At 70.0% G+C, this 22,475-nt stretch carries 20 protein-coding genes, 2 tRNA genes and 1 other RNA gene; 10 read left to right on the top strand and 13 right to left on the bottom strand.

Translation table 11 applies throughout. The features are described from left to right. Window positions 1–437: 437 nt before the first annotated feature. Window positions 438–805, bottom strand: a transfer-messenger RNA (tmRNA) gene (gene ssrA, locus H5965_RS37545). Window positions 806–958: 153 nt separating this feature from the next. Here ssrA and H5965_RS37540 point away from each other — a divergent pair. The 5 genes from H5965_RS37540 (at window position 959) to H5965_RS37520 (ending at window position 5,186) form a co-directional block, all read left to right on the top strand. After that, on the top strand, window positions 959–1,633 hold the full coding sequence (locus tag H5965_RS37540; protein WP_310975795.1) for a sensor domain-containing protein: 675 nt from the start codon (window positions 959–961) through the stop codon (window positions 1,631–1,633). Continuing rightward, complete coding sequence (locus H5965_RS37535; RefSeq protein ID WP_310975794.1) at window positions 1,630–2,763, top strand: sensor histidine kinase; 1,134 nt, start codon at window positions 1,630–1,632, stop codon at window positions 2,761–2,763. Before H5965_RS37540 ends, H5965_RS37535 begins: the two co-directional genes overlap by 4 nt. A gap of 39 nt (window positions 2,764–2,802) precedes the next feature. After that, complete coding sequence (locus H5965_RS37530; protein WP_191315430.1) at window positions 2,803–3,444, top strand: response regulator transcription factor; 642 nt, start codon at window positions 2,803–2,805, stop codon at window positions 3,442–3,444. A 118-nt stretch (window positions 3,445–3,562) separates the two neighbouring features. Continuing rightward, the gene (locus H5965_RS37525; protein WP_310975793.1) at window positions 3,563–3,787 is read left to right on the top strand and encodes a hypothetical protein; all 225 of its coding nucleotides are present in this window, start codon (window positions 3,563–3,565) and stop codon (window positions 3,785–3,787) included. Between the two features lie 94 nt (window positions 3,788–3,881). Next, on the top strand, window positions 3,882–5,186 hold the full coding sequence (locus H5965_RS37520) for an acyltransferase (protein ID WP_310975792.1): 1,305 nt from the start codon (window positions 3,882–3,884) through the stop codon (window positions 5,184–5,186). Here the strand turns inward: H5965_RS37520 and H5965_RS37515 are convergent. The 8 genes from H5965_RS37515 to H5965_RS37480 all read right to left on the bottom strand — a co-directional run bounded on the left by H5965_RS37515 (window position 5,176) and on the right by H5965_RS37480 (window position 11,139). Beyond that, the gene (locus H5965_RS37515) at window positions 5,176–6,072 is read right to left on the bottom strand and encodes an amidohydrolase family protein (protein WP_310975791.1); all 897 of its coding nucleotides are present in this window, start codon (window positions 6,070–6,072) and stop codon (window positions 5,176–5,178) included. The genes H5965_RS37520 and H5965_RS37515 overlap by 11 nt on opposite strands. Further along, the gene (gene smpB / locus H5965_RS37510) at window positions 6,069–6,551 is read right to left on the bottom strand and encodes an SsrA-binding protein SmpB (protein ID WP_003082092.1); all 483 of its coding nucleotides are present in this window, start codon (window positions 6,549–6,551) and stop codon (window positions 6,069–6,071) included. Before smpB ends, H5965_RS37515 begins: the two co-directional genes overlap by 4 nt. A gap of 46 nt (window positions 6,552–6,597) precedes the next feature. Further along, window positions 6,598–7,491, bottom strand: a complete 894-nt coding sequence (gene ftsX, locus H5965_RS37505) for a permease-like cell division protein FtsX (RefSeq protein ID WP_310975790.1) — start codon at window positions 7,489–7,491, stop codon at window positions 6,598–6,600. Between the two features lie 60 nt (window positions 7,492–7,551). After that, a complete protein-coding gene (gene ftsE / locus H5965_RS37500; RefSeq protein WP_003082104.1) occupies window positions 7,552–8,241 on the bottom strand; it encodes a cell division ATP-binding protein FtsE in 690 nt (229 codons plus the stop codon). Between the two features lie 112 nt (window positions 8,242–8,353). Continuing rightward, a complete protein-coding gene (gene prfB / locus H5965_RS37495) occupies window positions 8,354–9,457 on the bottom strand; it encodes a peptide chain release factor 2 (protein ID WP_310975789.1) in 1,104 nt (367 codons plus the stop codon). A 63-nt stretch (window positions 9,458–9,520) separates the two neighbouring features. Further along, window positions 9,521–10,021, bottom strand: a complete 501-nt coding sequence (locus H5965_RS37490; RefSeq protein WP_013223153.1) for a PadR family transcriptional regulator — start codon at window positions 10,019–10,021, stop codon at window positions 9,521–9,523. Between the two features lie 379 nt (window positions 10,022–10,400). After that, window positions 10,401–10,477 (bottom strand) — tRNA-Met (locus tag H5965_RS37485). Window positions 10,478–10,554: 77 nt separating this feature from the next. Next, window positions 10,555–11,139 carry a TetR/AcrR family transcriptional regulator C-terminal domain-containing protein gene (locus H5965_RS37480; protein ID WP_310975788.1) on the bottom strand — a complete coding sequence of 195 codons (585 nt, stop codon included), beginning with the start codon at window positions 11,137–11,139 and terminating at the stop codon, window positions 10,555–10,557. A 94-nt stretch (window positions 11,140–11,233) separates the two neighbouring features. Here H5965_RS37480 and H5965_RS37475 point away from each other — a divergent pair, with 94 nt between their 5' ends. Further along, entirely contained in the window at window positions 11,234–12,652 is a 1,419-nt protein-coding gene (locus H5965_RS37475) for an FAD-dependent monooxygenase (RefSeq protein WP_310975787.1), read from the top strand. Window positions 12,653–12,786: 134 nt separating this feature from the next. Here the strand turns inward: H5965_RS37475 and H5965_RS37470 are convergent. Further along, window positions 12,787–12,860, bottom strand: a tRNA-Met gene (locus H5965_RS37470). A 67-nt stretch (window positions 12,861–12,927) separates the two neighbouring features. Then, complete coding sequence (locus H5965_RS37465) at window positions 12,928–15,930, bottom strand: UPF0182 family protein (protein ID WP_310975786.1); 3,003 nt, start codon at window positions 15,928–15,930, stop codon at window positions 12,928–12,930. 149 nt (window positions 15,931–16,079) lie between these two features. Between H5965_RS37465 and H5965_RS37460 the strand changes: the two genes are divergently transcribed. After that, on the top strand, window positions 16,080–16,619 hold the full coding sequence (locus tag H5965_RS37460; protein WP_310975785.1) for a PPA1309 family protein: 540 nt from the start codon (window positions 16,080–16,082) through the stop codon (window positions 16,617–16,619). On the opposite strand, the gene H5965_RS37455 is transcribed toward H5965_RS37460, so the two are convergent. Then, the gene (locus H5965_RS37455; protein WP_396136983.1) at window positions 16,616–17,641 is read right to left on the bottom strand and encodes a PDZ domain-containing protein; all 1,026 of its coding nucleotides are present in this window, start codon (window positions 17,639–17,641) and stop codon (window positions 16,616–16,618) included. The two genes, H5965_RS37460 and H5965_RS37455, sit on opposite strands and share 4 nt — an antisense overlap. 170 nt (window positions 17,642–17,811) lie before the next feature. On the opposite strand from H5965_RS37455, the gene H5965_RS37450 reads away from it, so the two are divergent. Beyond that, window positions 17,812–19,176 (top strand): zinc-dependent metalloprotease, encoded by a 1,365-nt coding sequence (locus tag H5965_RS37450; protein ID WP_310975783.1) that lies wholly within the window; start codon window positions 17,812–17,814, stop codon window positions 19,174–19,176. 77 nt (window positions 19,177–19,253) lie between these two features. Here H5965_RS37450 and H5965_RS37445 read toward each other — a convergent pair whose 3' ends face one another. Further along, window positions 19,254–19,763, bottom strand: a complete 510-nt coding sequence (locus H5965_RS37445; RefSeq protein WP_310975782.1) for a M48 family metallopeptidase — start codon at window positions 19,761–19,763, stop codon at window positions 19,254–19,256. A gap of 230 nt (window positions 19,764–19,993) precedes the next feature. On the opposite strand from H5965_RS37445, the gene H5965_RS37440 reads away from it, so the two are divergent. After that, window positions 19,994–21,040, top strand: a complete 1,047-nt coding sequence (locus H5965_RS37440) for a ThiF family adenylyltransferase (RefSeq protein ID WP_310975781.1) — start codon at window positions 19,994–19,996, stop codon at window positions 21,038–21,040. 60 nt (window positions 21,041–21,100) lie between these two features. After that, window positions 21,101–22,441, top strand: coding sequence for an AarF/ABC1/UbiB kinase family protein (locus tag H5965_RS37435; protein WP_310975780.1), 1,341 nt, complete (start codon window positions 21,101–21,103; stop codon window positions 22,439–22,441). The last annotated feature ends 34 nt before the right edge of the window (window positions 22,442–22,475 follow it).

Genomic DNA, 22,475 nt, shown 5'->3' with positions numbered 1-22,475 from the left:
GGTGCGGAGCCATGGTCGGGCCCTCAGCATGACACTCACGAAAATTTCACCCACAAGTGGCCCCCACCACACTCCTGGTGCCCACCACGCACTTGGTGCCCACCACCCCGAAGCCGCGATTGTCACTACGGACGGTGGTACCGCGTCAAGGCGGGAAAGCGTGCCTTGACCCGGCACCACCGTCCGCGTGCGGGCTTCGGATCGGGGCGGTGGGGGAGGTCTGGGTGGGGTGCGGGTCTGGCGTCAGCGTCTCGTTCGGGCCGTTGAGGTACCCGACCGAGAGGGCACCCCGACTTTGCCGGAGCCCCGAGATCAAGGCGAGCGGCCCCGGGGGTCCAGGGGGCGGAGCCCCCTGGCGGGGGTTTGGGGGTTCGACCCCCAAATAAACACCCGAGAACGAGAGAAGGCCCAGCCCCGAAGGGGCGTGGGCCTTCTCTGAGTGGAGGTGCCGGGAATTGAACCCGGGTCCTCTGGCGTCTCGACAGGGCTTCTCCGTGCGCAGTCCGCTACGTCTTTACTTGACTCCCTCAGTCACGCGAACAAGCTGAGGTGACGAGCCCAGCCACTGTTTGCTTCACGACTGTTCCCCGTGGCCGGGACAGCCGCTGAGCCTCCTAGCTGATGCCGGTACCCGGGCCGGAGGCGAACCCGGGCCGACAGAGTCGCACTCGCTCAGGCGGCGAGGGCGAACTCGCGCTGACTGGAGTCGGCGCTTATTGGTTTGCGATGACGCTTACGGTGGTCTCTCGCCTGCACCGGCACGCTTCCCCTGACTCAACGTCCAAAGTCGAAACCGTTCACCCCCTTGTCGGGATCACAACCTGTCCATCATAACGCCCGGCGCGACCGCTTTAGTCCCGGAGGGGTGGGGCCAGCCCTACCGCCGGGATGCCCGCTCGCACCATGTCGCCGGCCTCGCGGAACGTCGATGCTGGTGTCCGTGGGAAGGAGCAGGGTCATGGTGAACGAAAGGCGGGATCCGCCGTTCGGTGGTTCGGTGGTGTTCTTGCTGATGAACCTGCCGCTGGGGGTGCTGGCGTTCGGGTTCCTGACGGCGTTCGTGTCGGCCGGCGCCGGGACCGCCGTGGTGTGGGTCGGGGTGGGCCTGCTCGCCTTGGTCGTGCTCGCCGTGCGGGGGGCCGCCCGGCTGGAGCGGGCGCGGGTCTACGCGCTGCTGGACCGCTACATCGACCTGCCCTACCTGCCGTTGCCGGCCGGCAAGCAGGCCGCGCGGTGGAAGGGGCGGCTGAAGGACCCCTCGACCTGGCGGGATCTCACCTACTTCGCCCTGCTCTTCCCGGTGGGCCTGGTCGAGTTCGTGCTCGTGACGACGTTCTGGGCGACGAGCCTCGCGCTCGTCTTCCTGCCCGTCTACTTCCGGTGGCTGCCCGGTGGCGAATACCGGTTCCCGAACTCGGAGCTGCCGTGGCTGACCGTGGACACCACGGTGGAGGCGCTACCGTGGGCAGCGCTCGGGGTGTTGTTCGTCGCGTTGTCGGTGGCGTTGACCAGGGCGCTGGCGGGCGTGCACGCCCGGCTGGCGACGGGGCTGCTGGGGCCGACGGTCGCGCAGCGCCGCCGGATGGAGCGCTGGTGGGAAAACGCGGAAGAGAAGAACCTGGTGGCGGGATGAGCGAGGCGCAACAGCTGGAACACCCGCGGCCGCACCCGGCTCGCACGATCCTCTACATGCTGGTCAGCTTTGTCTTCCGGCTCCTGCAGTTCGTGCTGGTCGTGGTCGGCATTTCGGTGGGCGTCTCGACCGCGGTGATCTGGATCGGGTTCCCGATCCTGCTGGCGACGACGAGCTTCGTGCGCTGGTCCGGCGACCGTGAGCGGAGCTGGGCGGGCAAGCTGCTGAACGTGCCGCTGCCCCCGGTGCAGCGGCGGCCGTACGAAGAGGGGCAGCCGCTGCTGCGGCGGTGGATGGTCCGGCTGAGCGACGCGACGACGTGGCGTGACCTGGCGTACCTGATGGCCGCCTTCCCGCTGGCGTGCGCGGAGTTCGCGATCGCGCTGGCGTCGGTCGTGCTGCTGCCGATGGCGATCTGGGTGACGCCGTGGCTGGGCTGGCTGCACGGCGAGCTGGCGCTGGCCCTGCTGGGGCCGAACCGCACGAAGCGGCTGGAGCAGAAGGCCGAGCGGCTGCAGGCGTCGCGGGCCCGCGGGGTCGACGCGGCCGAAGCCGAACGCCGTCGCATCGAGCGTGACCTGCACGACGGCGCACAGCAGCGGTTGGTGGCCGTCGCCATGAGCCTGGGCCGCGCGAAGTCGAAGTTCGACCAGGACCCCCAAGCGGTGCGGGACCTCATCGACGAGGCGCACACGGACGCGAAGCTCGCCGTGTCGGAGCTGCGGGACCTGGCGCGCGGCATCTACCCGGCCGTCCTCGGCGACCGAGGCCTGGACGCGGCGCTGTCGGCGCAGGCGGCGAAGTCGCCGATCCCGGTGGACGTCTCGGTCGACGTCGACCCGCGCCCGCCGGCCGCGGTGGAGACGACGGCGTACTTCATCGTCGGCGAGACGCTGACGAACATCGCGAAGCACTCCGGAGCGACCGAAGCCGGCGTGAAGGTGTGGCGGACCGACGACCACGTCGTCGTCGAGATCACCGACAACGGCCACGGCGGCGCGGAAGTGCGCCCCGGCGGCGGGCTGGCCGGGCTGGCCGACCGCGCCGCGACGATCGACGGCGTGATCACCGTGGTCAGCCCGGTGGGCGGGCCGACCGTGATCCGGGCTGACCTCCCCTGCCAGTGGTGAATATTCTGGACCCCGTTCATCCACGAACCTGGGGGCCGGATGCGGGTAGTCATCGCCGAGGACGCCGTGCTGCTGCGGGCCGGGGTGACCCGCCTGCTCGCCGACGAGGGCATCGAGACGGCCGCGGCCGTCGACAACGGGGACGACCTCCTCGGCGCGGTCAAGGAACACCGTCCTGACCTCGCGATCGTCGACGTCCGCATGCCGCCGACGTTCACCGACGAGGGCCTGCGCGCGGCGCTGGCGGCGCGCAAGGAGATCCCGGGCCTGCCGGTCCTGGTGCTGTCGCAGTACGTCGAGGAGTCGTACGCGGTGGAGCTCCTCTCGGGCGGTGCCGGCGGCGTCGGTTACCTGCTGAAGGAGCGCGTGGCGGACGTCGCGGACTTCCTGGACGCGGTCCGCCGCGTGGCCGGCGGCGGCACGGCGATCGACCCGGACGTGATCGCCCAGCTGATGGCCCGCGGCCGCCGCAACCCCTTGGACGCGCTGACGGCCCGCGAGTCGGAGGTCCTCGGCCTGATGGCGCAGGGCCTGTCCAACACGGCGATCGCGAACTCCCTGGTCGTTTCGCACGGCGCGGTGGAGAAGCACATCGGCAACATCTTCTCGAAACTCGGCCTCGAAGCCAGCGCGGAGGAACACCGGCGCGTGCGTGCGGTGTTGACCTACCTGGGCCGCTGAGCGACAGACGGTGACCGGACCTCCCGTAGGGTGGACAACGAGTCACCCGTTCCGCGGGCGGCACCCCTGTGAGCGCTCACCTACCATGAGCGGACCCGGCGGCGAGAGGAGCGCGCAGATGTCCGACGAGATCCGCTGCGTCCGCTTCTTCGGCGGCCCGCTCGACGGCCGCGTCCAGGAGCTCGGGGACGCCGAGCCGATCCCCGGCACCGTCATCCGGCACATCCACCTGCACGGCGGCCCGAAGATCGAGACCCGCTACGAGCTCGGCCTCACCGAGCACGGCTGGGAGTACCGGGTCGCCGCCACGCAGCACGAACCCGAGCCCGACAACCTGAGGTAGGGGAAACCCCCGCACGCACCGGGGGTGAACAGCACCCCGAACAGGCCGGGCAGCACCGCTGTCTTCCCCGGTCGGACCGGCCAGGCTGAACGGCATGCAAACAGCGGGCCGGGACCGATTCCTCGACGTCGTCCGGGCGGGGGCCATCCTCGCCGTCATCGCCCAGCACTGGATCATGCCGGTGCTCTCCTACTCCGACGGGCACCTCGCCACCGGCAACGCCCTCGCGACGCCGGGCTGGTGGGTCGTCACCTGGCTCAGCCAGGTCATGCCCCTGGTCTTCTTCGCGGGCGGCGCGGCCAACCTGATCTCCTTCCGCCGCGCCGCCTCCACGCGGCAGTGGCTCGGCGGGCGGATCAAGCGCCTGATGGTGCCGGTGCTGCCGTTGATGGCCGTCTGGCTGATCGTGCCGGACTTCCTGCGCGGTCTGGGCGTCCCACCGCAGCCGTTGCAGGTCGGCAGCGCGATCGCCGCGCAGCTGCTGTGGTTCCTGGCCGTGTACGTGCTCGTCGTGCTGCTCACGCCGCTGATGGTCGCCGCGCACCGGCGCTGGGGCCTGAAGGTGCCGCTCGTCATGGGCGCGGCAGGCGTCCTCGTCGACGTCGCGCGCTTCAACGACTTCGGCTACATCGGTTACGCCAACGCGATCTTCGTCTGGGTCGCCGTGCACCAGCTCGGCTTCCACTACGTCGAAGGCCGCCTCGGCTCGCTGACCCGCCGCGGCGCGCTGACGCTGTCCGCCGCCGGGTTCGGCGTGACCGCGCTGATGGTCGCGTTCGGACCGTACCCGGCCAGCATGATCGGCATGCCGGGCGCGCCGGTGTCCAACATGAGCCCGCCCACCGTGCTCCTCGCCTTCCTCGCCGTCGGCCAGATCGGCCTGCTGCTCGCCTTCCGCCCGCAGCTCAACGCCCTCGCGGCGCGCCCCGGCATCGGCGACGCCCTCGGCTGGCTGGGCGCGCGGTTCATGAGCGTCTACCTCTGGCACATGCCGGCGCTGGTCGTCGTGGCCGGCGTGACGGTGTACGGCCTCGGCTACCAGACGCCCGCGCCGGGCACGGTGTTCTGGCTGATCATGGCGCCGGCGTGGTTCGCGGCGTGCGGGATGGTGCTCGCCGGCCTGCTGCGCCTGTTCGCCCACTTCGAGATGCAGCGCGACACCGGCCAAGTCACCGCCGGGACGCCGCAGTTGGTCGTGGCGGGCCTGCTGGCCTCCGGCGGCCTGCTCGGCCTGGCGGCGCACGGGTTCGCCCCGCTGTCGGACGGCATCGCCCGCGGCCCGGTGCCCTGGGTGCTCCTCGCGACGGCCGGGTTCCTCCTGGCCGGCAAGCAGCTCCCGGTCGTCGACCTGCTCGGCCGCGCGGTCACCGTAAGCGAGCGGGCCGCGCTCAAGCGCTGAGCAACCGCCGGGGCGTGTCGTGCAGGACCGCCCGCAGGAACGGCTCCCCCAGGCGATCGTCGGCCGCCCAGCCGGCGATCGCCTGCAGCTGCGTCGCGTAGGAGTACGGGATGTTCGGGAAGTCCGTGCCGAGCACGACCCGGTCGGCGACCGAGGCCAGCCGCGCGGTCCAGTCCGGCGGCAGCGGCGACATCGCCTCGGCGAACGGCACCCCGACCATCGTGGTGTCCAGGTGCACCCGCGGGTACTTCGCCATCAGGTCGAACGCCGCGCCGAACTCCGGCATCGCCGCGTGCGCGAGCACCGCCGTCAGGTTCGGGTGCCGCGCCAGCACCTCCCCGAAGACCGACAAGCCGGTGAAGTCGCCCCGCAACGGACCGTGTCCACAGTGGACGACGACCGGAACCCCGGCGTCGGCGAGGGCGCCCCACACCGGCTTCAGCAGGTCGTCCCGCGGGTCGTAGGCACCCACCTGCACGTGCGCCTTGAACACCCGGGCGCCGGCGCGCAGCGCACCGTCCACAGAAGACCCGGCGCCGGGCTCGGGGTAGAACGTCCCGGTCGGCACCGCGTCCGGCACCCGCGCGGCGAACTCGAGCGCCCAGTCGGTCAGCCACTGCGCCATCCCCGGCTTGTGCGGGTAGACCAGCGGCGCGAAGCGCGTGACGCCGAGCGACCGCAGCGTCGCCAGACGCTCCTCTTCGGACGTCCGGTAGAACACCGGCCACTCGGTGCCGTAGTGCGTGGCGGCCTGGTCGAAGTACGCCCAGACCTTGTCCATCACCGGCTTCGGCAGGAAGTGGACGTGCAGGTCGACCAGGCCCGGCAGGCCCAGCGACGCCGTCCAGCGCGCGACGTCCGCATCGGTTGCCGGGCCGGGCGTCACTCCGTGAACCGGCCCTTCAGCGCGCGGCCCATCGCCTTCCTGATGTCGCGATCCGCGTCCCGCTTGGCGAGCGCCTGCCGCTTGTCGTAGGCCTTCTTGCCCTGGGCCAGCGCGATCTCGACCTTGACCTTGCCGTCCTTGAAGTACATCGACAGCGGCACCAGCGAGAGCCCGCTCTCCTTGGTCTTGCCGATGAGCTTCTCGATCTCCCGCCGGTGCAGCAGCAGCTTCCGGGTGCGCCGCGGCATGTGGTTGGTCCACGTGCCCTGCGTGTACTCCGGGATGTGCACGTTGCGCAGCCACACTTCGCCGTCGTCGACCGTCGCGAACGCGTCCGCCAGGGACGCTTTGCCCTCGCGCAGGCTCTTGACCTCGGTGCCGACGAGCACGAGACCGCACTCGTAGGTGTCGAGGATGGAGTAATCGTGCCGCGCCTTGCGGTTCGACACGATCACCTTCTGGCCACGTTCCTTGGGCATACGACCACTCTACGTGATTCTCGGAGCGACGAGCAGCTGGTTAAAGCTAGTGCCGGACGTACAGCCGCAGCGTGACGTACCCGGTGATGGCGGAGATCACCACGGACACCCCGAGCAGGATCGGCGCGACCGGGAACAGCAGTTCCAGCATGGTGATCTTCGGGAAGACGTCGCCGGTGAACACCGAGTCGAGGAAGCTCGCCTTGGTCAGCACCAGCATGATGATCCCGAGGACCGCACCGACCACGCCGGCGACCACCGCCTCCAGGAGGAACGGCAGCTGCGTGTACCACCGCGTCGCGCCGACCAGCCGCATGATGCCGACCTCGGTGCGGCGGGTGAACGCGGACACCTGGATCGTGTTGGCGATCAGCAGCAGCGCGGCGATGGCCATGATGAGCGCGGCGCCGAAGGCCATGTTGCGGACCCCGTTGAAGGCGTTGAAGACGCGGTCGAGGAACTTCTTCTGGTCGTCGACCTTCCGCACGCCCGGCTTGTTCGCGTACTCCTGCACGATCGCGTCGCTGCGGTCCGGGTCCTTCAGCTTCACGTGCAGCGACGCGGGCAGCGACTCGGGACCGGTGAGGGCGATCAGCTCCGGCTGGCTCTCGAAGATCTTCTTGAACCGGTCGAAGGCCTGGTCGCGGTTCTCGAACACGACCGACTCGACACCGTTGTTGCTCTGCAGCGACGTCCGCAGCGACTGGCACAGCGCCTGCGTGCAGTTCCGGTCGTTCGCGCTGATGTCGTCGGTGAGGTAGACCGAAACCTCGACGTCGGCGAGGAAGTTGGACTTCATCTTGTCGATCGTCCGGACGGCGAGGAGACCGCCGCCGAGCATGGCGAGCGAGACGGCCGTGGTCAGCATCATCGCGATGGTCATCGTGACGTTCCGGCGCAGGCCGGTGACTACCTCACTGAAGACGAAACTGGCGCGCATGGCGGGTGCAGGTCCTTGGGGTCGGGGTCGTTGAAGGGCTGCGTCGTTACCGGACTGCGGTCAGCGACCGATGCCGTAGACGCCGCGGGCGTCGTCGCGGATCACCCGGCCGAGCTGCAGCTCGACGACTCGGCGCCGCATGGAGTCCACGATGGAGTGATCGTGGGTGGCCATCAGGACCGTGGTGCCGGTGCGGTTGATCCGCTCCAGCAGCAGCATGATGTCCTGGCTGGTGTCGGGGTCCAGGTTGCCCGTCGGCTCGTCGGCGAGCAGCACCAGCGGGCGGTTCACGAACGCGCGCGCGATCGCGACGCGCTGCTGCTCACCACCGGAGAGCTCGTTGGGGAGCCGGTCGGCCTTGCCGTCGAGGCCGACGAGCTCCAGCACCTCGGGGACGACCTTCTTGATGGTCGGGCCCGGCTTGCCGATGACCTCGAGGGCGAACGCGACGTTCTCGGCGACGGTCTTGTTCGCCAGCAGGCGGAAGTCCTGGAAGACGCAGCCGATGGTCTGCCGCAGGCGGGGGACCCGGCGGCGGGCCAGCTTGGCGACGTCGAAGTTGGACACCATCACGCGGCCCTTGCTGGGCGTCTCTTCGCGCAGCAGCAGCCGGAGGAAGGTCGACTTCCCCGATCCCGAGGGACCGATGAGGAAGACGAACTCACCCTTTTCGATGTCGACGGACACCCGCTCGAGCGCGGGCCGCGTCGAGGTCTTGTAGACCTTGGAAACCTCTTCGAGCCGGATCACGATTCGGCATACTACCCACCGGTCTCGTGAAGCCCCGGTTGCCCGGTCCACCCGGGTGGAGCAGCGGGTGTTTGCGTACGGTGAGCGGTCGCGCAAACACCCCCCGCGCCGATCAGACCGTGGTCGTCTGCTTCCGCCAGCGGATGCCGGCGTCGAGGAAGCCGTCGATGTCGCCGTCGAGCACCGCGGTCGGGTTGCCGACCTCGAACTCGGTCCGCAGGTCCTTTACCATCTGGTACGGGTGCAGGACGTAGGAGCGCATCTGGTTGCCCCAGCTCGAGCCGCCGTCCTTGAGCGCGTCCATCTCCTTGCGCTCTTCTTCCTTCTTGCGCTGCAGCAGCCGCGACTGGAGGACCTTCATCGCGGCCGCCTTGTTCTGCAGCTGCGACTTCTCGTTCTGGCAGGAGACGACGATGTTCGTCGGGATGTGCGTGATGCGCACCGCACTGTCGGTCGTGTTGACGCTCTGACCACCGGGGCCCGACGAGCGGTAGACGTCGACCCGGATGTCCTTTTCCGGGATGTCGACGTGGTCGACCTCTTCGACCTCGGGCAGCACCTCGACGTGCGCGAACGACGTCTGGCGGCGGCTCTGGTTGTCGAACGGCGAAATCCGGACGAGCCGGTGGGTGCCCTGCTCGACCGACAGGGTGCCGTAGACGTAGGGGGCGCTCACCTTGAACGTCGCCGACTTGATGCCCGCCTCTTCGGCGTAGGAGATGTCGTAGACGTCGGTCGGGTAGCCGTGGCGCTCCGCCCAGCGCAGGTACATGCGCAGCAGCATCTCGGCGAAGTCGGCCGCGTCGACGCCACCGGCCTCGGAGCGGATGGTGACGACGGCGTTGCGGTCGTCGTACTCGCCCGAGAGCAGGGTGCGGACCTCGAGGCCGTCGATCGACTTGCCGAGGTCGGCGAGCTCGCTCTCGGCCTCGCCCATGCTGCCGGCGTCGCCTTCGGCCTCGGCGAGCTCGTACAGCACGCCGAGGTCGTCGAGCCGCTGGCGCAGGTCGGAGACGCGCCTCAGCTCGCCCTGCCGGTGGGACAGCTGGCTGGTGACCTTCTGGGCCGCCTCCGGGTCGTCCCAGAGGGTGGGGCTCGAGGCCTGCTGCTCCAGGTCGGCCACCTGGGCGCGCAGCGCGTCCAGGTCCATCACCGACTCGATCTGCGTCAGCTTGCCGGTCAGGTCCCGCAGTGCCGCGTCGAACTCATCACTCACGTTTGTCAAGGTTACGGCAAAACCCACGACCGGTTGCGAGGACCGGTCGTGGGCGCGCGAACCTCAGGCCGCGGGGATGGCGTCGAGCAGCTTCAGCGCGGCCTTGGCCTGGGCCTGGGCGAACTCGGCGACGGCCTTCTCGTACGGGCCCTCGGCCGCCTTCGTGGCCGCCCGGGCGTCGTCGAGCTGCTGGCTGTAGCTCGTCCGGGCCGACTCGAGCAGCGACTGGCGCTGCTTCGCGGTCAGCGACCCCGCGTGCACGAGCCGCAGGATGAGCGGGCTGCGCAGGTGGTCGGGGCCCGCCTCGGACGTCAGCCAGGCCTTGAAGGCCTTCTTGCCGGCGGCGGTGATCAGGTACTGCTGGCTGGAGCGCGGGCCCTGCTTGCCGAGCCGGACGAGGCCTTCCTTGGACAGCGCCGGGAGCTCCCGGTACACCTGGCTGCGGGTGACGCTGAAGAAGGCACCGAACCGCTCTCCGGCTCCGGCGACGAGCTGCCCGCCGGTGGCGGGACCGTCGTGGAGCAGACCGAGCAAGGCGGCGGCTGTTGCATTCAATTCGGACACGCCCCCTAGATTCCCACTTATCGGCCGCTGTGTCCACAGTGGTCAGCGGATCTGTCCATTGTGGCTAGACAGATCCCCTCGTTCGGCCCAATGCGACCTGGTCCACTGTGGACGTGAACACGCTCTGCAACCGCTCCCAGGGATTTTTGGTCCAACCAGACGCACGCAGGCAGCCCCGGCACGTCCAGGCAGGTGAGTTCGGCGGGCGGCGATCCCCGGCTTGGCGCACCTCGGACACGCACCGCAACCACCCCCGAAGGGTGTCCACATCGTGGGATCCGCAGTTTTCCGCGCGCCGGACGGAAAAGTCGGCAGTGAAAGCCGATCCGGCATGACAAAAAAGGCACGTTTCCGGATTTCCCGGAAACGTGCCTCTGAGTGGTAGCGGGGACAGGATTTGAACCTGCGACCTCTGGGTTATGAGCCCAGCGAGCTACCGAGCTGCTCCACCCCGCGCCGTTGTGGTACTCGAATAGATTACACGGGGTCGCCAAGGGCTTCGCACCGGGGTCCCGAAACGTGCTGACCTGCCCTTACGTCGTCTCGAGCCACTGGCGGGCTCCACTGAGGACCATGGCCAGCCCGTCCTCGAAGCGCGCGTCGGCGTCCCCGAGAACGGCCTCGCCCGCCGACTCGCGGTAGCGCTCGTCGAACTCCCCGGGCATGGGCCGCACGGCCTGCTCCTCGATCACGTAGCCGATGACGAAGCAGTAGACGGTGAAGGTCGCCCGGCTCGCCCGCCCCTCGTCGAGCCCGGCTTCGATGCTGCGGCGCAGCGGGTGCTCGCCGACCAGGCTCATGTCGCCGAGGTACGTACCTGCGAAAACCTTTCCCCCGTCGCGATAGGCGAGCATCATCCGCCGCAGCGCACGGGCGCTGTGCGCGGCGGCTTCCCACTCCCCCGCCGACGCCGGCGGCCGCCGGTCGGCCACGGAGTCGCGGTACATCTGCGTCGCCATTTCGTCCAGCAGCTCCTGCTTGTTCTTCATGTGCCAGTACAGCGCGGGCGCCTTGACGCCCAGGTCGGCGGCGATCAGCCGGAGCGTGAGGCCGTTCAGCCCGACGTCGTTGAGCAGCTTCAGCCCGGATCGCGCGATGTCTTGCCTGGTCAGGGCCATGTTTCGCAGTCTCCTCGCACTCCCGGCTTGACAGCTTAACGATGTTAAGGGCATTCTCGGGACAGGTCAATTTAACGTTGTTAAGGAGCTGGGGATGCAGGAGCTGACCGCAGAGGTGGTGGTGGCCGGCGCGGGCCCGACGGGCCTGATGCTGGCGAACGAGCTGGCGTTGGCCGGAGTGGACGTCCAGGTGCTCGAGCGGATGCACGAGCGGACGGGGCTGTCGAAGGCGCTGAACCTCCAGCCGAGAACGGCGGAAGTGCTGGATCTGCGCGGGTTGCTGGGCCGGGCGGAGGACCGCTCGTTCGCGACTGTCGCAGACGGACACTTCGCGGTGCTCCCGGTGAGCTACGCGGGCTGGGACACCCGTCACCCGTACCAGCTGGGCATCCCGCAGGCGGAGGTCGAGGCGGCGCTGGAGGAGCGCCTGAACGAACTGGGTGTCCGGGTGCGGCGGGGCCACGAGCTGACCGGCTTCGTCCAGGACGCCGACGGTGTCACGATCACGGCGGACGACCTGCGCGTCCGGGCGAAGTACCTGGTGGGCTGCGACGGCGGTCGCAGCACGGTGCGCAAGGCGCTGAACCTGCGGTTCGAGGGCATCGAAGGGCAGGGCCACGGCGTGGCGGCGGACGTCCTGTTCGAGAAGACGCCTCCGGGGGCGCCGACGCGGTGGCGCTCGATGACGAACATGGTGACGTCGCAGAGCCCGGGGAAGTTCGTCGGCGTGATCCCCTTGGGCGAGCCGAACCTGTACCGCATCAGCTTCGGAGACCGGCTGAACCGCCCGGAAAACCTCCGGGCCCCGGTGACTCCCGAGGAAGTGCGCGAGGCGGTCGCGGAGCGCTTCGGCCCGGAGGCGGAGATCGCCGAAATCCGCTGGGCATCCCGTTTCTCGGACGACAGCCGCCTGGCCGCGACGTACCAGGTGGGCCGAGTCCTGCTGGCGGGCGACGCGGCTCACATCCACTTCCCGGCCGGGGGGCAGGGCCTCAATCTGGGGATCCAGGACGCGATGAACCTGGGCTGGAAACTGGCGGCCGAGCTCCGCAACCGAGCCGCACCGGGTCTCCTGGAAACTTACGAAACGGAACGCCGCAAGGTGGCCCAAGACGTCCTGCAGAACGTGGCGGCCCAGAACGCCTTGATCCCCACAACGCCGAACCAACTGGCCCTGAGAGCCCTTTTCCGAGACCTGACCGGACTCCCGGAAGTCCAGCACCACCTGTCAGGAATGATCTCGGGCCTCAACATCCGCTACCCGGCAACGGAAACCCACCCGGCAGCAGGAACCCGCCTCCCCGACTTCGGTCTGAAGGAAGGCCACGCAAGCGACTTATTCCACAAAGGAAACTGGGTCCTGCTGACAAAAACCCCAACACCAACCCCCCACACAGAGGTACTCGTAGCAGAGGTAACCAACCTCCCCTGGCCCGACCTGGAAAAAATCTTGATCCGCCCGGACGGCTACATAGCAAACACAACAGGAGAAACAGAAGCCTGGCTCAAGTAAAAACCCAGCCAACCGCAGCGGGGTCCAGGGGCGGCGAAGCCCCCCTGGCGGGGGTCTGGGGGTTCGACCCCCAGAACAAACGCGAAAGAGGGGCGGCTCGCCGATCTTGGCGAGCACGCCCCTCCCAACCTCTGTAGCGGGGACAGGATTTGAACCTGCGACCTCTGGGTTATGAGCCCAGCGAGCTACCGAGCTGCTCCACCCCGCGTCGTGGCACCTACCTTACGCCCTCGTTTCGCGGGGGTGCAAAGCAGGTGCCGTTGGCGTTACCGATGTCACCCTCCGGGCTGGGTGCTGGGCGGTGCGGTGCTGGTCCCGGGGGCTGCGGTCTTGGCTGCTTCGTACGCGCGGGCGGCTGCGTCGAGGGCGGCGAGCGCGGCGCCTTGGTCGGTGAAGTTGCCGGATTGCTGGGCGGCTTTGAGTTTGGCGATGGCCGATTGGATGTCGGCGACCGCGCGGTCGAGGGCCGCGTTGCCGCTGCCGTTGTTGGCGGGCGGGGTGGTGGTCGGGTTGGTGGAGGTGGGTGGGTTGGTCGTGGGCTGGCCGGCTTGGGGTGGCGTGGTGGTGGCTTCGCCGGTGCCGGCGCCGAAGACCTGGTCGAGGGCTTCCTGGAGGGTGGCGCCGTAGCCGACCTTGGGTCCGTAGGAGACGAGGACGCGGGCCAGCTGCGGGTAGCTGTTCTGGTTGCGCTGCCGGATGTAGACGGGTTCGACGTAGAGGAAGCCGTCGGCGACCGGGAGCGTGATCAGGTTGCCGTAGATGGGGGTGACGTTGGGGTTGTTGAAGAGGGTGCGGTCCTGGGCGACGCGGGAGTCGCTCTGGAACCGGTTCTGGACTTGGACCGGGCCGTCGACCTGGGTGGCTCCGGTGGCCGCGCTGGGTAGCTGGAGGACGCGGATCTTGCCGTAGTCGGCCGGGTCGGAGGAGACCGACATCCAGGACGCGAGGTATTGGCGTTGGAGACCGGTCAGCGAGCTGGTCAGCTGGAACGTCGGCTTGGTCTGGCCCGGGGTGTCCGCGAGGACGTAGTAGCCGGGTTGGTTGGCCGCGCCGGCCGCGGCCGGGTTGGAGCCGCCTTCGGCGGTCGGGTCTTGCGGGACGCTCCAGAAGGCCTGCTGCGAGTAGAACTCCTGCGGGTTGCTGACGTGGTAGCGCGACAGCAGTTCACGCTGGATCTTGAACAGGTCCTCGGGGTAGCGGAAGTGGGCCCGCAGGTCCGGGGAGATCTCGGAGCTGGGCTTCACGAGCCCGGGGAAGACCTTCTCCCAGGCGTTGAGGACCGGTTCCTTGTCGTCGATCGAGTACAGCGTCACGGTGCCGTTGAAGGCGTCGACGGTGGCCTTGACCGAGTTGCGGATGTAGTTGATGGAGCTGTTGGCCTGGCGGGCGACGCCGTTGAGGGAGTCGTTCGTGGCCGCGCCGAGCTGGGTCTGCTGGGCGTACGGGAAGTTGTTGAGCGTGGTGTAGCCGTCGATGATCCACTGGATCTTGCCGTCGACGACCGCCGGGTACGGGTCGCCGTCGAGGGTCAGCCACGGCGCGACCTTGCTGACGCGGTCGCGCGGGTCGCGGTTGTACATGATCTTGGAGTTGTCGCCGATGGCGTCGGAGAACAGGATGTTGCGTTCGCCGTATTCGGCGGCGAAGGCGAGGCGGTTGAACCAGTTGTCGATCGAGACGCCGCCGGTGCCCGTGTACTTGTAGCGGTCGGTGGCGGTGTCGTACTCGCCGGGCGCGTTGCCGGTGGTGCCGCCGACGATGGCGTAGTCGGATTCCGCGGCGGACAGCTCGCCGTAGTAGATGCGGGGTTCCTTGACCTCGATGCCGGGCTGGCCGGAGCCGGGTGAGCCGGCGCCGGCCGGGTTCTGCGTGTCGCTGGTCGTCGCGATCGGGTAGCCGCCGTCGGAGTTGGCGTCCTTGACCGCGCGGTCGATCGTGTTGGCCGGCGCGACGACGAAGCCGTTGCCGTGGGTGTAGACGAGGTGCTTGTTGATCCAGCTGGTCTGGTTGCCGGTGAGGCCCTCGGTCTTGATCTCCTTGGCGGCGACGATGTAGTCCTGCGTCACGCCGCCGACGGTGTAGCGGTCGATGTCCAGCTTGGCCGGGAAGCCGTAGAAGTTCTCGCGGCCGACGCGCTGGGTGAAGGTGTCGGAGAGGATGTTCGGGTCGAGGAGCCGGATGTTCGACATCGTCCCGTTGTCGTTCTTGATCTGGTCCGGGGTGGCGTCCGACTTGCCGGTGTAGGGCTGGTACTGGACGTCGGTGAGGCCGTAGGCGCGGCGGGTGGCGTCCATGTTGCGCTGGATGGACGTCGCTTCCTTCTCGTTCGCGTTCGGCTTCACCGAGAACTGGTCGAGGATGGCGGGCCAGGCGACGCCGACCAGGATGCCGGAGAGGATCAGCAGCACGAGTGCGATGGCCGGCAGCTGCAGGTTGCGCAGGAAGGCACCGGCGAAGAACGCGATCGCGCAGATCACCGAGATGCACAGCAGGATCAGCTTGGCCGGCAGCACCGCGTTGAGGTCGGTGTAGGTGGCGCCGACGAACAGCGGCATGCCGCGGTCGGACAGCAGCAGGTTGTACCGGTCGAAGAAGTACTCGACCGCCTTCAGCAGCACGAAGAGCCCGACGGTGATGGCGAGCTGCGCGCGGGTCGGGCCGGCGAGCTGGCCGCCCTTGCCGGCGAGCCGGATGCCGCCGAAGACGTAGTGCGAGATCAGCGCGCCGAAGAAGGAGATGACGACGGTGATGAACAGCCAGCCGAGCAGCCAGTTGATGAACGGCAGGTCGAAGGCGTAGAAGCCGACGTCGTTGCCGAACTCGGGGTCGGTCTGGCCGAACGAGGTGCCGTTGAGGAACAGCTGAACGACCTGCCAGTCGCCCTGGGCGGACAGACCGGCGATGAGGCCGGTCAGCACCGGGATGCCGACGCCGAAGAGGCGGATCCGGGCGACGATCGCCGAGCGGTAGCGCGCCAGCGGGTCGTCGGCGCCGGAGATCGGCACGAACACCGGGCGCGTCCGGTAGGCGATCATCAGGCTGATCGCCAGTGCGCCGCCGACGAGCAGGCCGACGGCGAAGAAGAGGATCACGCGGGTGACCAGCTGGGTGGTGAACACCGGCCGCGCGCCGACTTCGCCGAACCACAGCCAGTCGACGTACGTGTCGAGGAGGCGGGCCCCGAGCAACAGCGCCAGCACGATCACCGCGGCGATGATGAGGAGGATCCGGCTCCGCCGGGACAGCTTCGGCAGGCTCACCGGGGGCCGAGTCGCCACGGCACACGCTCCTGTCTTCGTCAACACTTGAGCAGGGGCGCGTGCGCCCCCTGATTCCCTAACTCTACGGATGCCCGGTGAAGTTCCCGGGACCCGCCCAAACCGGACTCGCGGCGTCGGCGGCCCGGCCGACCTGACACGATGTGCGCATGGCAGCGAACGAAGCGCGACAGGCCGGCGTGGCCGCGCTCGCCCGTGAAATCGAGGACTTCATGGCCGCGGGCGGCTGGGACCAGCCGCCGCAGCTGTTCGCGCTGGTGCCGACGGCGGCGCTGCTGGACGAGCAGCCGGAGCTGGCCGGGCAGCTCGACCGGGCGAACCCGCTGACGCCGGTCGCCCAGGAGGCGCTGCCCGAGGGCGACCTGGCCGAGGCGCTGGGCCGGATCGCGTGGCCGGATCTGGTCATCGGGTGCGCGCTGGCCCAGGAGATCATCGTGCTGCCGCCGGGCTCGGAGTCGGAGCTGCCGGACGTCGCCGAAGCGGACGCCGAGAGCCTCCGCCGCGCGGCCGCCGACCACCCGCAGCGCACGGAGGCGCGCCTGGTCGCGGCCGTCCTGCGCGACGGGGAGGGCGCCTGCGTGATGCGGCTGCGCGGAGCCGGCACGGACGAGTCGATGGACGAGATCGTGGAAAGCCCCGACCTGGCGCCCAACCTCGTCGAAGCGCTGAAGGCCACGCTGCTGCCCTAGCAGGACGCCGTCGGCCGCCCGGCTTTCAGGTTGGCCAGCTGGGCGAGCGCGTCGTCCAGTGTGGACACCTTGATCAGGTTGAGGCCGGCCGGCGCGGTGGTCTTGGCCTCGGCGCAGTTGTGCTCGGGCACCAGGAAGTCGGTGGCGCCGGCCTCGCGGGCGCCGACGACCTTGAACGAGATTCCCCCGATCGGGCCGACCTCGCCGGTCTCGGTGATCTCGCCGGTGCCGGCGATGTGCCGCCCGCCCGCGATGTCGTCGCCCTTGAGGCGGTCGATGATGGCGAGGGTGAACATCAGCCCGGCGGACGGGCCGCCGACGTCCTGCAGGGAGATGTTGACGGTGAACGGCACGTCGGCGCGGTCGACCGCGGTGAGGCCGATGAAGCCCTCCTTGCGGTCCGGGCGCGCGGCGAGGGTGAGCGGCACGGTCCGCTCGGGCTGGCCGTCGGACTGGAAGGTGATCTGGACGGTCTGGCCGGGCAGGGTGCCGGTCAGCGCGGCCCGGACGTCGGCGGCCTCGACGATCTTCTTGCCGTTGACGGTGATCAGCTTGTCGCCGGGCGAGAGCACGTGGTCGGCCGGGCTGCCGGAGACGATCTGCTTCGCCACCACCTTGATCGGGTTGCCCAGCTCGCGCAGGGCGGCGACCTGGGCGTTGGTCTGCGAGTCCTGCAGCTGCTGGATGTTCTCCTGCTTGACCTGCTCGTTCGTCTCGCCGGGCTTGAAGTACTCCTCGCGCGGGGCCAGCGCGTACCGGCCGCTCGCCCAGAAGCCGAGGCCCTGGAAGAGGGTGACGCCGTCGTGCAGGGAGACGGTCGTCATCCGCAGCTCGCCGGTGGTCGGGTGGGTCTCGTGCCCGGTGACCTGGATGACCGGGTTGCCCGCCGCGTCGCGACCCAGCGTGTCGTAGGTCGGGCCGGGGCTGATGGCCACGAACGGCACCGGCACGACCGAGCCGAGCACCACGAAGATCAGGAACAGCGAGCCGCTGACCACGAGCGTCCAGCCACGGCGGGTCATCCGGCGGGCCTCGCCGGCCGGCTCCGGCGCCGGTTCCGGGGCGCTCTTCGCGGGGGCGGTCTCCTCGGAGGACTTGGTCACGACCGACAGCGTACGGTGACCGCGTTCGCTTCCCGGTGAAGGCCACGGTTGACGCGCTCGGCGGGCCCCGACCCGCGTACGGTGGACACATGAGCAAACCCCCGTTCGGCTTCGGACCTTCCGATCCCGACAAACGAGGTGAGAACGACCCCTCGGAGCCTTCCGGCGCCGAGGCCTTCAACCAGCTCGGGCAGATGCTGAGCCAGCTGGGCCAGATGCTCAGCCAGGCCGGCACCTCCAGCGGGCCGGTGAACTACGACCTCGCCAAGCAGATCGCCCTCCAGACCCTGGGCAGCGCCGGCAACACCGGCGAGAGCAAGCTCGGCTTCCGAGGTGGTGACGACGCGAACGCGGCGGTCCGCGACGCGGCCCACCTGGCCGAGCTCTGGCTCGACGCGGCCACGGTGTACCCGGCCGGTGCGACGTCGACGGTCGCCTGGTCGCCCCGGTCCTGGGTGGAGAAGACGCTCCCGACGTGGCAGCGGCTGTGCGACCCGGTGGCCCGGCAGGTGTCGGGTGCCTGGATGGAGGCGCTGCCGGAGGAGGCCAAGCAGGCCGCGGGCCCGCTGCTCCAGATGATGGGGCAGATGGGCGGCATGGCCTTCGGCTCCCAGCTCGGCAACGCGCTGGCCCAGCTCGCGTCGGAGATGCTGACCTCGACGGAGATCGGCCTCCCGCTGGCCCCGGCCGGCACCTCGGCCCTGCTGCCGGCGAACATCGAGAAGTTCGCCGAGGGCCTGGAGCTGCCGAACAGCGAGATCCTGGTGTTCCTGGCGGCCCGCGAGGCGGCCCACCAGCGCCTGTTCACGCACGTGCCGTGGCTCCGGCAGCGCCTGCTGGCAACGGTCGAGGAGTTCGCCCACGGGATCTCGGTGGACACGTCGGCCCTGGAGTCCCTGGCCGGCCGCATCGATCCGGCGAACCCGGCGAGCATCGAAGAGGCGATGTCCTCGGGCCTGCTGGAGCCCCAGACGACGGAGGAGCAGAAGGCGGCGCTGCGGCGCTTGGAGACGCTGCTCGCGCTGGTCGAAGGCTGGGTCGACGTGGTGGTGGCCGAAGCGGTGGGCGACCGCCTGCCGGGAGCGGACGCCCTGCGCGAGACCCTCCGCCGCCGCCGTGCGACGGGCGGCCCGGCCGAGCAGACGTTCGCCACCCTGGTCGGCCTGGAGCTGCGCCCCCGCCGGATGAGGGACGCCTCCAACCTGTGGAAGCTGGTGGGCGACCGCCACGGCACGGAGAAGCGCGACGGCCTCTGGTCCCACCCGGACCTGATGCCGACGGCCGAGGACCTGGACGAGCCGATCGACTTCGCGGACCGAGTGGGTTCGGCGGGTTCGATCGACGACCTGGACCCGATCGCCGAGCTGGAGCGCACGGAACAGGCCGAGCAGGCCGAGCGCTCCGAGCGTGAGAAGGACGAGCCCCCGTCGGAAGAGGGCGGCAAGCAGTCCTGAACTGAGCTCCGGAGGGCCGGTGCCCCGCAACAGCGGGACACCGGCCTTCTGCTGTCCGGCCCCAGGCGGTCACCCCGTCAATCCTCCATGGAGATCCCCCACCCGGCCGCGGCCGACAACCCCTCCAGGTACCCGATCGCCCGCTCGGTCTTCGGGTACCGCTGCACCAGCGCCCAGAAGGCCGCATCGTGCCCGGGCTCCCGCAGGTGCGCCAGCTCGTGCACCAGCACGTAGTCCAGCACCCACGGAGGCACCTTCCGCAGCCGTTCGCTGACCCGGATGGTCGCGTCGACCGGCGTGCAGGACGCCCACCGCGTGCGCATCGGCGGCACCCAGCGGACGCTGGCCGGCACCGCGGTGCCGCCCAGGTACTTGCCCGAGAGCAGCGCGCAGCGCGCCAGCAGGGCCTCGTCCGACGTCTTCGGGGACGCCGGCCGACGTGGTTCCGAGCGCTGCAGCTTGCGCTCCATCTCGGCGACCCAGTGTTTCTCCTCCGCCCTGGTCATCCGCGCGGGGATGAGCACGACGAGCGTGTCGTCGTTCCAATACGCGGTGACCGTCCGGTGCCGGCGCTGGCTGCGCCGCACTTCGACCTTGTGTCCGGGTGTGTCCGACGAGGGGTTCGTGTCCCCCCGGCCTCTCAGTGAGGGCATCCGTGCTTCGACCACCCGACAACGGTAAGGCCAGGCACCGACAACTCCGAGCGCCTTGAGGTCACAGACCCGAGTTGTCCACAGCCGGTTCCACTTGTGGACAACTCGGCCGTTCCGGCTTCTGGCGGGGCCTTCCCGTCGCGACCGGGTGCGATCCTGCGGACATGATCCTCGACACCGCGGACATGCCACCGGTACTCCTGCCCGCCCACCCTGCCCTGCTCCCGGGCCTCACCGTGCTCGAACGCGGCCCCCGCGAGATCCAGATCGGCCTCGATCCGCGCCACGGCGTGATCGTCGAAAACCTCTCCCCGCACCTCCTCGCGAAAGTGCGCGCCCTCGACGGCAGCAAACCCGTCGAGCGGCTTCTGCTCGCGGAGAGCGAACACCGCGAGCAGCTGCACACGCTCCTGCGGCAGCTGACCGCGCTCGGCCTGGTCACCGACGCCGGCCGCCCCGACGGCCCGGGCTTGCGCGGCGAGCCCGGCCTCTGGTCGCTGCGCGCCCGGCACCACCAGGCGGCGATGGCCGAGCGGCGGCGCGCCGCCGCGATCTCCGTGCACGGCGAGGGCCGGGTGGCGGTGGCGGCCGCCGTGCTCCTGGCCAACGCCGGCATCGGGCACGTCGAGCTGCAGGTGCCGGGCACGGTGACCGAGCACGACCTGGGCTCCGGCTTCACCGCCGCGGACCTGGGCCGGTCCCGGCGCCACGCCCTCGCCGACCTGCTCCGCCGGGTCGATCCCGAAGTCCGCGTCACCCGCCTGCACGACCGGCACCCGAACCTCGCCCTGCTCACCGACTCCGTCGTACCGGCGCCCGAGCTCGTCGCCGAGCTGATGGGTGACGGCGTCCCGCACCTCGCGGCGCGCGTCCGCGACGGCACGGCGATCGTCGGGCCGCTGGTCGTGCCGGGCCGCAGCTCCTGCCTGCGCTGCGCCGACCTGCACCGCACGGAGCGTGACCCGTGCTGGCCACGCGTCGCCGGGCAGCTCGCCGGCCGGCACCAGCGGCCCGACCTCGGCGCGGTCCAGTCCTGCGCGTCGCTGGCCGTCGCCCAGGCCATGCGGCTGCTCTCCCCGAGCGCGCCGCCCCCGCCGGCGTGGAACGCGACCCTCGAGATCGACGCCTTCGACGGCCGGATCCGGCACCGGGGCTGGCCGCCGCACCCGCTCTGCCGGTGCGGTGCCCGGGAGGTGATCTCGGAGACGTAGCCCACGAAGACGTCGTGCGCAGGCTGCGCGTGGCCGAGGCCGCAGGGCAGAATCGCGGGTGTGACCGACTTCCGCGACCCAGCCGATCGTGACACCGCGATGCCGCGCAAGGGTGCCGCCCGTACCGCCAAGCTCGCCAGTCTCCCGCTCGGCATCGCCGGCCGGGCGGTCGGCGGCTGGGGCAAGAGGCTCGCGGGCCAGAGCGCGGAACAGGTGAACGCGACGCTGTCGGCGAAAGCCGCCGAGCAGCTGTTCGAGGTGCTCGGCACGCTCAAGGGCGGCGCGATGAAGTTCGGCCAGGCGCTGAGCGTGTTCGAAGCGGCGGTCCCGGACGACATGGCGAAGCCGTACCGCGAGGCGCTGACGAAGCTGCAGGCCGCCGCGCCGCCGATGTCGGTCCGGCAGACCCACCGGGTGCTCGCCGAGCAGCTGGGCCGCACCTGGAGCAGCCGGTTCGCGTCCTTCGACGACGAGCCGGCGGCGGCCGCGAGCATCGGCCAGGTGCACCGCGCGGTCTGGCACGACGGTCGCGCGGTCGCGGTCAAGGTGCAGTACCCGGGCGCCGACGAGGCCCTCCGCAGCGACCTGCGCCAGCTGCAGCGGTTCAGCAGGCTGTTCCAGGCGTTCGTGCCCGGCACCGAGGTCAAGCCGCTGCTGGCCGAGCTCTCGGAGCGGATGAACGAGGAGCTCGACTACCAGGCCGAGGCCCAGCACCAGCGCGCCTTCGCGAAGGCGTTCGAGGGCGACCCCGGCATCCTGGTGCCGCGGGTGGTGGCCAGCGCGCCGAAGGTCGTCGTCACGGAGTGGGCGAACGGCACCCCGCTGTCGAAGGTGATCGCGGACGGCGACCGCGAGACCCGGAACCTGGCGGGCCGGCTGCTGGCGGAGTTCCACTACTCGTCGCCCGAGCGCGTCCACCTGCTGCACTCGGACCCGCACCCGGGCAACTTCATGATCACCGAAGACCACAGGCTGTGCGTCATCGACTTCGGTGGGGTGGCCCGGCTGCCCGAAGGCATCCCCCGCCACCTGGGCGAGATGACGCGGCTGGCGCTGGACGGCGAGTCCGCCGAGCTGATGCGCCTGCTGCGGGAGAACCGGTTCATCAGGCCGGACAGCGACCTGACCGCGGAGGAGGTGCTCGCCTACCTCGCGCCGTTCACCGAGCCGTTGGCGGCGCCGACGTTCCACTTCACCCGGCGCTGGATGCAGAAGCAGGCCGGGCGGGTCGGCGACAGCCGCGGCAACGACTTCCGGGTCGGCCGTTCGCTCAACCTGCCGCCCGAGTACCTGATGATCCACCGGGTGACGGCGGGGTCGACGGGGATCCTCTGCCAGCTCGACGCCGAGATCCCGGCCCGCGGCATCGTCGAGCGCTGGCAGCCCGGGTTCGCTGCCTGAGTTGTCCACAGGGTCGGCCTCGAACGGCGGGATC

The organism is Amycolatopsis sp. 505 (assembly GCF_031625235.1).
GTDB lineage: Bacteria > Actinomycetota > Actinomycetes > Mycobacteriales > Pseudonocardiaceae > Amycolatopsis.
Note: the sequence above shows the minus strand (reverse complement) of the source record. Positions and strands in the feature narration are given on the sequence as shown.